Origin of the sequence: Parabacteroides sp. AF39-10AC (genome assembly GCF_003635405.1) — a bacterium.
GTDB classification, from domain to species: domain Bacteria; phylum Bacteroidota; class Bacteroidia; order Bacteroidales; family Tannerellaceae; genus Parabacteroides; species Parabacteroides distasonis.
Genome location: NZ_QTLP01000023.1, coordinates 42,364 through 56,050, shown reverse-complemented (window position 1 = coordinate 56,050; position 13,687 = coordinate 42,364). Strand labels below are relative to the sequence as shown.

8 protein-coding genes and 1 pseudogene are annotated in these 13,687 nt (G+C 43.2%); 7 read left to right on the top strand and 2 right to left on the bottom strand.

The annotated features are described in order from the left end of the window. Genes DW033_RS18300 through DW033_RS18290 form a run of 3 tightly spaced genes read left to right on the top strand, consistent with a single transcriptional unit; the run spans position 1 to position 5,046 of the window. Positions 1-2,325: an outer membrane beta-barrel family protein gene (locus DW033_RS18300; RefSeq protein WP_158556954.1), complete on the top strand. Its 2,325-nt coding sequence runs from the start codon at positions 1-3 to the stop codon at positions 2,323-2,325. Between the two features lie 12 nt (positions 2,326-2,337). Next, entirely contained in the window at positions 2,338-4,542 is a 2,205-nt protein-coding gene (locus tag DW033_RS18295) for a peptidase domain-containing ABC transporter (RefSeq protein ID WP_008778874.1), read from the top strand. Between the two features lie 21 nt (positions 4,543-4,563). Continuing rightward, positions 4,564-5,046 (top strand): hypothetical protein, encoded by a 483-nt coding sequence (locus tag DW033_RS18290; protein ID WP_034526594.1) that lies wholly within the window; start codon positions 4,564-4,566, stop codon positions 5,044-5,046. Between the two features lie 50 nt (positions 5,047-5,096). Here DW033_RS18290 and DW033_RS18285 read toward each other — a convergent pair whose 3' ends face one another. Together DW033_RS18285 and DW033_RS18280 are read right to left on the bottom strand one after the other, a co-directional pair. After that, positions 5,097-6,308 (bottom strand): acyloxyacyl hydrolase, encoded by a 1,212-nt coding sequence (locus DW033_RS18285; protein ID WP_122383010.1) that lies wholly within the window; start codon positions 6,306-6,308, stop codon positions 5,097-5,099. Positions 6,309-6,328: 20 nt separating this feature from the next. Beyond that, entirely contained in the window at positions 6,329-7,729 is a 1,401-nt protein-coding gene (locus DW033_RS18280) for a sodium:alanine symporter family protein (protein WP_005863901.1), read from the bottom strand. A gap of 175 nt (positions 7,730-7,904) precedes the next feature. Here DW033_RS18280 and DW033_RS18275 point away from each other — a divergent pair, with 175 nt between their 5' ends. The 4 genes and pseudogenes from DW033_RS18275 to DW033_RS25025 all read left to right on the top strand — a co-directional run. Beyond that, positions 7,905-10,232, top strand: coding sequence for a TonB-dependent receptor (locus tag DW033_RS18275; RefSeq protein WP_122383017.1), 2,328 nt, complete (start codon positions 7,905-7,907; stop codon positions 10,230-10,232). A gap of 39 nt (positions 10,233-10,271) precedes the next feature. Beyond that, positions 10,272-10,778 carry a flavin reductase family protein gene (locus DW033_RS18270; protein ID WP_008778658.1) on the top strand — a complete coding sequence of 169 codons (507 nt, stop codon included), beginning with the start codon at positions 10,272-10,274 and terminating at the stop codon, positions 10,776-10,778. A gap of 347 nt (positions 10,779-11,125) precedes the next feature. Continuing rightward, positions 11,126-13,453 carry a carboxypeptidase-like regulatory domain-containing protein gene (locus tag DW033_RS18265; RefSeq protein ID WP_005863908.1) on the top strand — a complete coding sequence of 776 codons (2,328 nt, stop codon included), beginning with the start codon at positions 11,126-11,128 and terminating at the stop codon, positions 13,451-13,453. Positions 13,454-13,583: 130 nt separating this feature from the next. Next, positions 13,584-13,687: pseudogene (locus tag DW033_RS25025) on the top strand (flavin reductase family protein); the annotation flags it as partial.

Here is a 13,687-nt window from a genome sequence, read left to right as displayed (position 1 = left end):
ATGGGTGGGAAAGAAAAAAGATGGTTTTTGCTATTTTTTGCAGGTTGGTGGATGACTGTGTTCACTTTAGGGGCTCAGGCAATCTCAGGTACTTTGAAAGATAACAATAATGCCCCATTAAGTTATGCGAATGTGGTTGTTATGACTACAGATTCTTTTTTTGTGGATGGAGGGGTAAGTGATAAGGATGGAGGTTTTCTTATACCGGTTCCGTCTGATGATAATTATTTACTTAAGATATCATCTGTTGGTTTCCAAACTGTTTTTAGAAATTGTACGATTGGTTCCCTAGGCGTTATCGTGATCCCAGAGCAATCATTGGTGTTGGGAGAAGCGGTGGTTATAGCTCATCGTCCTGTATATGAATTGAAAAATGGGAAGTTAATTACAAATGTACAAAATTCCTTGCTGAGTAAAATAGGAACAGCTAGTGATGTGTTGAATCATATACCCGGTGTACAAGGTAAAGATGGTGCCTATTCCGTGTTTGGAAAAGGTACACCTTCTATTTATTTGAATGGACGCTTGGTTCGTGATTTGTCAGAACTGGAAAGGCTTGGATCGGAGAATATTGCTAGGGTTGAAGTGTTGAATAATCCAGGAGTCCAATATGATGCAAGTGTTAAAGCGGTTATACGAATTCGGACGGCTCGTCCGGTTGGTGAAGGGTTGGGGCTGGATGTACGTTCCCGTGTGGAACAGTCGCATAAGTCCGGACTCATGGAGCAATTTAATCTCAAATATAGCAAAAATGGATTAGACCTATTTGGGGGATTCGCTTATACATTGCGGAATTTTTATCAAGAAAGTACGTTAGAGCAGATTACATGCTTAGATACGTTGTGGCGACAAAATTATACGTTTGATACGGATTATAAGCGGCATATTTATGACGGGAATATTGGGATTAACAATCAGTTTAATGAAAGGCATTCGGCAGGAGTCCGCTATTCAATCAATGCTATGCCTAAAAACTCGAAAGTGTCTTTTGTGAGGAGTCAGGTATATGCGAATGAGAGTCAGTACGACTACTGGGAGAATAACAGTCGGACAAATGAACGTAGAGGTCCTAAACAACAATTAAATGCTTATTATACAGGAATGATCGGGAAATTAAATATTGATTTTAACGCAGATTTATTATGGAATAAAGATTATGCAGAGGATTATGCAGAGGAGAGTAGCTTACATTTTGATGATCGTGCAATTTGTTCTTTTTCAGATAATTCAGTTCATTTATTTGCTGCTAAACTAATCTTATCCCATCCTTTATGGGGGGGGGATTTCTCATTTGGAGGTGAATTTGCAAGCATGAAAAAAAACGAGTATTATAAAAATGAGGAAGCTATATTACCAAGTACGGGTAATGTGGCAAAGGAGAAGACGGAAACGGCTTTCTTGGATTATACTCGTTCTTGGGGAAATCTGGATGTTTCTGCGGGAGTTCGATATGAGCATGTGAATTATTCTTTCCAAGATAAGTTTTCCGGAGATTCAGATCTTAGGCGGACTTATGATAACTTGTTTCCTTTTGTTTCTTTGTCTTATCCTATAGGACGAGTTCAAAGCCAGTTGAGCTATTCAGAGAAAATCCATCGTCCGGACTATGGGGATTTAAGTAATAATATTGTATATATAAATCGTTTTTCCTATAAAGGTGGAAATCCAAAGTTACAGCCGGAGATTATTCATAGTTTGAGATTGGATTTATCTTATCAGTGGGTTCAACTATCTTTGGATTATCAACGATTCAACGATGTAATATTGAATGTGGCAGATCCTTATGATAAGGATCCAAGAATAGTGTTCGTAACCTATCGTAACGAAGGACAGCTGGATTGTTTGAACGCATCCCTCTCTTTATCTCCTAAAATTGGTCTTTGGGAGCCAATGGCATATATAGGGCTTAGGAAACAATGGTTCGATACTCCTTGGATGGACGGTTTCAAAGCTATGAATAAGCCGATGTTGATGTTTAACTTCAATAATGCGTTTAGTTTGCCAAAAGGTTTTGTGGTGCGTGCTGATTTCTCTTATCAGACAAAAGGTGCATCACAAAATTATATATTAAATCAGACAGGGGAAATTGATTTAAGTTTACGGAAATCATTTTTGCAGGATCGTTTGAGCTTTAATCTCCAATGGTTTGATGTAGGGCATTTAAGCCGACAGAATATAGATTTGTATAGTGGTATCAATACTGCCTATCAAAGAGCTAAATTGGATAGTGAGTCTGTCAGGCTAACAGTTCGGTTTAAATTTAATATGGGACGAAATAAATACAAAGGTTCGGGAGCAGGACAAGACGTTATAAACAGATTGTAAATAAATATTCTTATGCGTAGTTTCCCTTTCTATCGACAACACGATGCGATGCAGTGTGGTATCGCATGCTTACGGATGATTTGTGCCTTTTTGGGGAAGAATTATTCGATAGATTCTCTCTCTAAGATATGCTTTGCCAGTAAGGACGGTGTATCCTTACTGGGCATTAGCGAGGCGGCAGGTGAATTAGGCTTGAAAACAACTTGCGGAAAAATGTCTATCGATCAGTTAGCGAAAGTTGAGTTACCTGTGATCTTACATTGGAACCAGAATCATTTTGTAGTTCTTTACAAGATCAAATCCAGAAAAGGGAGGAAAAGTGTTTACTACGTGGCGGACCCGGGAAATGGTCTGATGCAATATCAGGAGAAGGATTTTGTGGATCGTTGGATAACGGTCCGCTCGAAAGGAGAGGATAAGGGAGTTGCCATGATCATACAGCCTACGCCTGCTTTTTATCAACAAGAATCTACTCAGGCTGCGGGAAAACGTACTTTCGCTTTTTTGCTTGGTTATTTCAAGCAATTCAAATATTATTTCGGACAGATTATCTTAGGGTTGATTGTAGGCTGCGTTTTGCAGCTAATCTTTCCCTTCTTGACACAAGCGATTGTTGATGTGGGTATCACACATAAGGATTTGAGCTTTATCTGGCTAATCTTGCTTGGACAACTTACCCTTATTTTCAGCCAAACGATCTTGGATTTTATCCAGCGATGGATCTTGCTCCATATCAGCATGCGCATCAATATATCCCTTATCTCGGATTTCTTTATTAAGTTACTAAAGCTCCCGATGGGTTTTTTCGATACAAAGTTGATGGGAGACTTGATACAACGGATGGGTGATCATAAGCGGGTGGAGCAATTTCTCACAACTCAGTCATTGACGGTTTTGTTCTCGTTTTTGACATTTGTTGTTTTCGGGATCGTACTATTGATATATGATAAGATGATATTTCTGATTTTCGTGATGGGGAGCGTGTTGTACGGCGTATGGATCGCATTTTTCTTGCGTAAGCGTAAGGTGCTGGATTATGAACTATTCGAGAAACAGGCGGAGAATAATAATAAGACTTACCAGTTCATCACCACTATGCAGGAGATCAAGTTGCAGGATTGCGAGCAACGTCGCCGTTGGGAGTGGGAGGATGTACAGGCTGGATTATTTCATTTGCAAATGCGTAGCTTGAAGTTGAAACAGGCACAAGAGGCCGGTGGAGTATGTATTACCCAAGTGAAGAATATCTTGATAACGATTTTGGCAGCTACCTCCGTGTTGGAGGGACAGATGACCTTGGGTATGATGCTGGCGGTACAATATATTATTGGGCAGTTGAACAGGCCGGTTGAACAATTGATGAACTTCATTTATGCGTCTCAAGATGTGAAGATCAGCTTGGATCGTATCAATGAGATCCATGCGCAAATGAATGAGGAGGACCATTCCGACTCTTTGGCTACTTATCCGGATGATAACCGGGATTTGTCTTTTCGGAATGTCGATTTTAAGTATGATCCGCACAGTCTCCGAAAGACGATAGATGATGTGAGTTTTACGATTCCCGGAGGGAAGGTGACCGCTATTGTCGGTACCAGTGGCAGTGGTAAAACTACGTTGATTAAATTGTTATTAGGTTATTATCCGGTATCAGGAGGGAAGATCTGTATCGGGAATACCCCAATTAGTGAGTTGAATCTGAAATGGTGGCGGCGTCAATGCGGTGTCGTTATGCAGGATGGGGTTGTTTTTTCTGAATCGATCGCACGAAATATTGCCGTGGATGATGGAGAGATTGATGCGGGGCGGTTACTCCGGGCCGTAGACATATCGAATATAAAAAGTTTTATTATGAGACTGCCATTGAAATACAATACACAAATCGGTCCGGATGGTGTTGGGCTTAGTCAAGGACAGAAACAACGTATCTTGATAGCTAGGGCTGTTTATAAAAATCCGGAATATATTTTCTTGGATGAAGCCACTAATGCGTTGGATGCCGAGAACGAGCGGGTTATCGTGGGGAACTTGAATGATTTTTATAGAGGTAAGACCGTAGTTGTTGTCGCTCATCGGCTGAGTACCGTGAAAAATGCGGATCAGATCATTGTGATTGATAACGGGAAAATCGTTGAGGTTGGGAATCACAAATCATTGTGTGAAAAACGTGGTGCTTATTATAATTTAGTGGAGAATCAATTGGAATTAGGGTCTTGAGAATGAGAAATGTATATACGTATGGCAGAGTATGATAATATAGAGTTGCGTAGTGAGAAGGTACAGGAGATAATTGGTAAGGCTCCAGGTGGAATCGTGCGTGACGGCATCGGGATGTTGACAACAGTGCTTGTCTGTTTAGCGTTGGTAGCATGCTTTATACCTTATCCGGAGAATGTGACGGTGAGTGTTTTTGTTACACAGGTAGATGAGCGGTATGTGGAAGTGACGGCACTTGTACCTTACCGGTTTATCACGAAAGTTCATAAAGGTATGTCGGCCGATATTGAGTTTGAAGGGTACGCCTCATCAGAGTATGGATTATTGAAAGCGGAAATAGAAGGGTTAGAAGATTCTATTGTTACGGTATCGGGAGACAACTTCTTCTCTACGAAGCTTATTATAGAAAAAAAGGATATAGAGCTATACCACTTACAAGTAAAGATGAAAGGCACAGCTTCAATTTTACTTTCAAAAAGAAGTTTGATCGATATGTTTTCTTAGATTTTATGAACGATTGAACTTTATAATCTTAGCAAGCGGGATATTATCTTTTATTTATTATGGAACCTATACCCAACTCCCAACATCAAGTTATTCGGATTATGGAACTTGTGCAGTTGGTATCCGACATGCAGGAATAAATTTCGTGTAACCGATACCTTGAGGGCTAGGATCTGGTATAATCCTTTCAGGTCGCCTTTGTTGTAAAATAAATTATGTCCGACTCCTATATTGATCGAGAAGAATGGCATCGTGAACTCGCCACGGGCGGAGAGGCCGATACCGATTTGCTCGTGTAGGGGCGGGCGGTAGAATCGGGGTTCTTCGCCGACTTGGATGATCTCGTCGGAATAAATATTCGCGCTTTCGTCATATTGGCCGTCTAGGGAGATACCTGCTTTTAGGAACCGGTTGAATTTGTACATCGGGTTGAGGTTGAATCCGAGGATACCGAAATGACCGGGAAAGATATGAGCCTCGTCGCCAAGCATAACCCCCTTAGCACGGGTCGCGCCGTATAGGATGACATCGTAACTGACACGTTGCCAAAAGCTAGAGAGGTACAACTGATTTTCAGGTAAGGAACGTGCGGTACCTATCTCATGATGGCTTTCCTCGATAGGATTGAGCGTGTAGACGAGTCCGATCCGGCCGCCAATCGTATTCAATCCCGCATTCGGAAGATGAGTATTTCCGTTTGAGTAGTGCGTTAAATCCGCCCCGACGAGCAGGTTGCAATAACGGGATAGTTTCGCGTTGAGGAAAAATCCCAGATTGATATAGGCATTGATCTTAGAACCGATGATCTTATTACGGTAATTATTGTTTTCATCATACGGATGCCACCCGAATGAGGCTCCGAAATTCCATTCATAATCGAAGGATAACCGGGAAGAGATCTTGGCGATGCGGGAGCTTTGGAAAACATATGCCGCCCAAGGATTACCTACTTCCTGCCGATTGCCAAAGGTATTATAAGAGATGCCTATTCCTTGGTAAGTGTGCGGATAGAGCTGGCCCTCCTTAGAGTTAGGATTCTGTTGGAACCCGTATTTCAAATGGAATGAAGCCGCCTTACGTAAAGTAAGCCCGTTTCCATAGCCATCATCTTTCAGGAATTTGCTAGTCGGGGCGACATACGAGGGACGTACGTCGAATCCAATTTTGTGGATTAGGGATTTATTATCATCTTGAGCTTTTACCGTACAGGTCCATATCATCATGACCGCTATGTAAAAGCTTATCATCTTGCTTTTTATCATACTTCAATACGTTTGTCTGATCACCAACACTGCGCTTTGTCTTTCAACTCGGGTATCTTGTTCTTATCGAATACAGGGCTTTTAATACCCGCTTTCTTTTGGGCTACGTAATCCTGTAATAATAGGAACGCTTGACGGCTCAACAATGAGATCGCGATCAAATTGCAGATCGTCATCAGTCCCATGGTCACGTCCGCTAGGCTCCAAGCCAAGTCTAAACTAGCCAACGCACCGAACATGACCATTCCACCGACTAATATACGATAAATAAATAAGACACTTCTCTTGGACGTGATAAAACGAATATTCGCTTCTCCGTAATAGTAATTACCGATAATACTACTGAACGCGAATAAAAGGATCGCTAAAGCGACAAACGTACTACCGATGCTACCCACCTCGTTGCTCAAGGCTTGTTGCGTGAGCTGGACTCCATTGATGGAGCCGTCTAATGGCGCTCCGCTAAACAAGATGATGAACGCCGTGCAGGTACAGATAATCAGCGTGTCGGTAAATACGCCTAATGCTTGGATCAATCCTTGTTTGACTGGATGGGAGACATGCGCCGTAGCCGCTACGTTCGGTGCCGATCCCATACCCGCCTCATTACTGAATAGACCTCGTTTAATCCCTTGCATCAACGCCGCTCCGACACTGCCGCCTATCGCCTGTTCCCAACCAAAAGCGTTTGACAGAATGGTTTCTATAACAGCGGGTAGGCGGGTAATATTAAACAGTACGATTCCCAACGCCAATGCTATATATCCTAATGCCATGACCGGTACGACAATACTGCTTACTCTCGCGATACGCTGAATACCTCCGAATATGACGATTAACGTAAGTACCGTAAGAATCGCCCCGATCCAAGCATGATCGATGCCAAAAGCGCCTTCCCAAGCTGCGCAGATGGTATTGCTTTGTACGGAATTAAAGGCAAAACCGAAGGTTATCGAAATCAATACGGCAAATAATACCCCCATCCATCGTAACCCCAAACCATGTAGCATATAGTAAGCGGGACCGCCAATGAACGAGTCTTTCCCTTTTTCTTTATATAATTGAGCTAACGTAGACTCCACGAATGCGCTGGAAGAACCCAATAAAGCGATCAGCCACATCCAGAATACGGATCCGGGTCCGCCGATCGCTACGGCTGTCGCTACACCGGCTAGGTTTCCGGTCCCTACACGGCTGGCTAAAGATACGGCGAAGGCTTGGAAAGAGGAGATATGCTTTTCCCCTTTTTCTCCTTTCCCGGCAGAATCGCCTAATAATCGGATCATCTCACCAATCATGCGGAATTGCACGAACCTACTTTTTATCGTAAACCATACGGCGCATCCCAATAACATGATAATAAGGATGTATGACCATAATATATCGTTGACTCCGTTGATCCAATTATTCAATAGCTCCATGATTTATAATCTGTTGTTTGGTTACAAAGATACGTATCTACGAAGCAAATTCATCGAAATATTATTTTTTTATCATTTTCTTGTAACGTTTTCCAAACGGCTGTCGTCTTATAATTAGAAACAAATGATAAGCGGGAAAGGCCACCCTGCTATATTCGGAAAAAATACGATAAAAATGAAACGGATGATGATTTGGATCATACTGCTAGGCGGTATGGTACAGGGAGCTTTTGCTCAGAACTTGGAGATAAAGGGAATGGTGCGGGACGCTCGCAACAAAGAAATCTTGGAATTTGCAAATGTGGTATTGCAAACAATGGACTCTTCTTTTGTAGCGGGTACGACTACGGATATGAAGGGGCATTTTTTATTAAATAAGATTAAAAAAGGGAGTTATATTCTATCTGTCTCTAGTCTAGGCTTTAAGACGGAGTATATTTCCTTGGAAAGCTTGTCCAAGAATATTTCTTTGGGAGAAATATCCTTAAATGATGATGCGGTATCCTTAGACGGGGTGACGGTTAGCGCCTCTGCCCAGACGAGCCATGCCGATAAAAAAGTGGTCTTCCCATCGGATCGCCAGATGAAGGCTTCGGGAAACGGTATGGATTTGTTGCAGCAGATGATGCTACCGAGAGTGCAGGTGGATTTGTTGAACAACGAGATCAAGGCCACGGGAAATGGGGTAGTCCAAGTGCGTATCAATGGTGTGAAGGTGGAGCAGGATGAGATCAAGGCCTTGAATCCCTCGGATATCATCCGTATAGAATATCATGATAACCCGGGCTTACGTTATGGCAATGCCGATATCGTGCTGGATTATATTGTTCGCCGGCCGGATATGGGAGGTAGTTTTGGTCTGGACATGGCGCAAGGTATCAATTCCATGTGGGGTGAACATAATGCTTGGGGAAAGATCAATCATAAGAACTCGGAATGGGGCGCTTCTTATCGGATCGGTCCTCGTGATTTCTATGGAATGAAACGGAATAACGAGGAAGAGTTCCATTTAGCGAATGGAACGACCTTGAACCGTGTGGAAATAGGCGAACCTTCGCGCGCTCGTTTGTTCATGCATAACCTGAATGTGAACTATAGCTATCAAAAGCCGGATAAGTATATGTTTAACGCCACGTTCCGCTACCGGAATAATCATCAACCGCATTGGGATTATCAAGGAGTCTTGATGAATAAGGCGAATCCGGAGGATAAAGTGGATATGATCGATCTATCGGGATCAGCCTATCAAGCTCCTGCGCTGGATTTGTATTACCAACGGGATTTGAAGCATAACCAGACCTTGGTGTTTAACGTGGTAGGGACTTATAACCAAACGAAATCGACCCGTATCTATCAAGAGAGTAAACATGAACAATTGTTGACTGATGTAAATAATGTGGTGGATGGTGATAAATACTCGATTATCGGCGAGGCTATCTATGAGAAGAAATTAACGAATGGTAATCGGTTGAGCGGCGGTTTACGCCATAACCAATCTTTCTCGGATAACAGTTATATCAATGGGCATAACTATAAGACGCATATGGAACAGATGGAGAGTTCCGTATATGCGGAATTCAAGGGAAAGGTGAAAAAACTGGATTACTCATTGGGTTTGACCGTGAATCGATCGTCTTATAGCCAACGGGGTGAGGATGCGGATTATGAACGTTATACGGTGAGTCCCCGGTTGACCTTGTTTTATGCTTTGCCCGGGGAATCTTCCATCCGTTTGAAATCAACGATGGGGAATGTGACTCCTTCTTTGGGTGAGCTGAGCGCTATCGACCAAGTGATCGATTCCTTGCAAATACAGCGGGGTAATCCTAACTTGAAGTCTTATATGAGTTATTATACGGAATTGAATTACGAGTTTCGCAAAGGTCTGTTTTACGTGAATGCCTTGGGCGCTTATGAGTATCAGCCGGACGCTATCATGGACGAGAAATATCTGGAAGGGAATAAGATCATCCAGACTTGGGATAATCAGAAAAACTGGCAACGGGTTGTCGCTTCCGTCAATTTGCGGGTCGGTCCGATCAAGGACATCTTGCAATTTTCAGTCAATGGTGGTATGAACCATTATATGAGTAACGGTAATACCTACACGCATCGATATACGAACTGGTGGTGCGACGCGAATGTTTCCGTTACTTGGAAGAATTGGTCACTCATGTATATGTTGATGACGAATTGGAACTGGTTTAAGGGCGAGACGATGAGTGGGGGTGAGAATATCCAAGGAATCCAGCTCGGTTATAGGCATAAAGACTTGATGATTGGCTTGCGTGTCTTTAATCCGTTTACGGATAACTATAAGCAGGAGACCGAGAACTGGAACCAATACGCCTCTTTCCACCGTTCGAATTACATCAAGGAAAGTTCCCGTTTGTTTGTGGCGACGATTTCCTATAACTTCTCTTTCGGTCGTAAATTTAGCGCCGGTCAGAAGAAAGTGAATAATGCCGATAATGACTCGGGGGTAATGAGTACCGGTAAATAAGGGAATATTTTATATCTTTGAGGGAAAATAAAATGAGATATGAAAGCGATTAATCCGAATGAGATCAAAGACAACTTTATCGAGTTGATTGGTAAGGAGTGGATGCTGGTAAGCGCCGGTGATAAGGAGAAGTTTAATATGATGACTGCCAGTTGGGGCGGCGTGGGAGTGTTATGGAACCGTCCGGTGGTGTTTGCTTTTATTCGTCCGGAGCGTTATACCCGTGAGTTTATCGACGCTAAAAATGAGTTCACGATTACTTTCCTAGGACCGGAGCACCGGAAAGCCCATAGCATTTGTGGCTCTAAATCCGGCCGGGAGATTGATAAAGTAGAGGCTACAGGCTTGACCCCATATTTTACGGAGGCTGGTAATCCGGTTTTTGAGGAAGCCCGGCTAACATTGGAGTGCAAGGTGGTCTATAAGTTTGAGATCGAGGAGGCTAAATTCTTGGACCCGACCGTTTTCCCTCGTTGGTACGATGAGAAGAACGGTAACGCGCATCTCGTATATATCGCCGAGATCGTGAACGCTTGGGAGAAATGACATCTCCTAAGCCATTTATCCGATTATAATTTCACGCGGAAAGGACCCATTTACTTTCTTTGTCGTAGTGTCATCTATCATTTAAATTAATAGGTTTCCTCCTTGAATGTGCTCTTGTCTTTCTTTTACATATATATAATATGGCATGACGAAATGAAGTTCATGATTCTCTAACGTGAATGTAAGAATGATTAAGTTTTTTGCCTAGGGCGAGTTCGTTGAAGTTATCTAAGCAATTCCTTCATCATTTGCTCCGTATGCGTAAGGAAATATTTGGTGATCTCTGTAACCGATTCATTCATAGCCTTGTCTTATAGATGTAAGATATTCAATAAAACAGTACGGCTATGAATAAGACACGAATCGCCTTCATACTGCTTTGTTGCTGTATGATAGAAGGGGCATTCGCTCAGGTTATAGAGATAAATGGAGGTGTTAAGGAGGCGAGAACCAACGGCACCTTGGAGTTTGCCAACGTGGTACTGCAAACGATAGATTCTACTTTCGTGATGGGTACTACGACGGACAATAAAGGATATTTCGTTTTAAAGGGAGAGTTGAAGGGAGACTATCTGTTGGTCGTATCCAGCTTGGGATACAAGACAAGATATGTCTCCCTCAATGGTTTAGAAAGGGATGTCGATCTGGGGAATATAGATTTGGACGAGGCAGTCGTACCTTTGGATAATATAACGGTCGATGCGTCCAATGCGCGAAGCTATTCCGATAGGAAGATCGTATATCCTTCGGATCGCCAACTGGAAGCCTCTACAAATGGCATAAATCTATTGCAACAACTGATGCTTCCGGGCTTGCGGGTGAATCCGTTGTTTAATGAGGTACGGATCTCCGGGGATGGGGAGATACAGTATCGTATCAATGGCGTAAAAGCGGAGGTGCAGGAGATCGTAGCCTTGATGCCGACGGAGATTATCCGCATAGAATATCATGATAATCCGGGCTTGCGTTATGGTAATGCCGAGGTCGTGCTGGATTACATCGTTCGCCGTCCGGATACCGGAGGCTCTATTGGACTTGAATTATCGAACAGTCCGCATGTGGCGTGGAGGAACAATCAGTTATCGGGAAAGATTAATCATAAGAAGTCGGAGTTCGGGGTGAATTATTTCGTCAGTCATCAGGATTATTACGGGATGTGGCGGGATAATGAAGAGCGGTTCCTGTTTATGGATGGTTCCGTATCGCGGAGAAAAGAGAAAGGCGAACCCGGGCGAATGGAATTATTCTGGCAGAATCTCCAAACGAACTTTAGTTATCAAGAACCGGAAAAGTACCTTTTCAACGCTACTTTCCGGCTCTATACCAGCAACCAGCCTCATCTGGATTACCAAGGAACGCTATTCAATATGGAGGTCCCGGAAGATAGGGTAACGGTAATCGATAAAACGGCGGAGAAACTATATCGCCCGGCTTTGGATGTATACTACCAACGAAATCTTCCGAATGACCAAACATTGGTTTTCAACTTGGTCGGGACTTATAACAAGACTCACTCGGATCGGATCTATCAAGAGAGAAGGTATGAGTTGTTGCTTACCGACGTGAATAACGGGGTAAAGGGCAATAAGTATTCAATTATAGGCGAGGGAATCTATGAGAGGAAGATAGGGAAGAACCGGATAGGTGGAGGGCTGAGGCATACCCAGTCTTTTTCCGATAATACGTATAGGGGTGGGCGGGAAGAGAAGACCCGTATGGGCCAAGCGGAAACGTATCTTTATGCTGAGTTTAGGGGGCGGTTCAAGAAGCTGGATTATACGTTGGGTCTTGGTGTTACCCGTTCTTTCTTCCGTCAGGAGGTGAATGATGGGGGCTATCGGTATTATGCCTTCAATCCCCGGCTGAATTTACATTATAAGTTGACCGATCGCTCTTTCATTCGCTTAAGGGGAAGCCTTGAGAATACCTCTCCATCTTTATCAAACTTGAATGCGGTCGACTTGGCGGTGGATTCTTTGCAAATCCAACGGGGAAATCCGGATCTGACACCTTACTTGAGGTATAAGGCCGATCTTACCTACGAATACGGCAAAGGCTTATTCTATGGTAATCTGCGTGGAGCCTATGAGTATGCGCCGAATGCTATTATGGACGAGAAGTTCTGGGAAGGTAATCGAATTATCCAGACTTGGAACAATCAGCGGAGTTGGCAACGCCTCTCAAGTTATGCCTCTTTACGGATCGGGCCGGTCAAGGATCTCTTGCAGGTACGTTTGGAAGGCGGTGTAAACCATTTTATCAGCCGTGGGCGATCCTATTCGCATGTATACACGAATTGGTATAGCAATCTTTCCGTCTCCGTCGTATGGAAACGGTGGTTGGCTGGATATGAGATGTATGCCAATTGGGATCGCTTTTTCGGGGAGACCATGACGGGCGGTGAACAGGGGCAAATCCTATATGCGGGATACAGGTATAAGGATTTGATGGTAGGAGCCGGAGTCTTTAATCCGTTTATAAATACGTTTAGGCAAGATTCCGAGAACAGATCGCAATATGCCTCATTCCGAAGGAGCATGTACTTGAAAGAAAGCTCCCGCTTGTTCGTCATTCGTCTAGCATATAATTTCTCCTTCGGCCGTAAGTTCAGCGCCGGCCAGAAGAAGGTGAATAACGCCGATAATGATTCCGGCGTAATGAGTACCGGAAAGTAAATTCGTCCGGCAAAATTGCGGTGAGTCTGATTGGTAAACATTATCTTTGCGTAAAACAAAGATATGAACAGGCCTGCGCTTCGGGAACATATCGACCGGGTAGCAGTTTTATCTTATAAAAAGGAAAATTATGAGAGCAATTAATCCTGATCAGATCAAGGATAACGTTATCGAGCTTATCGGTAAGGAGTGGATGCTGGTAAGCGCCGGTGATAAGGAGAAGTTTAATATGAT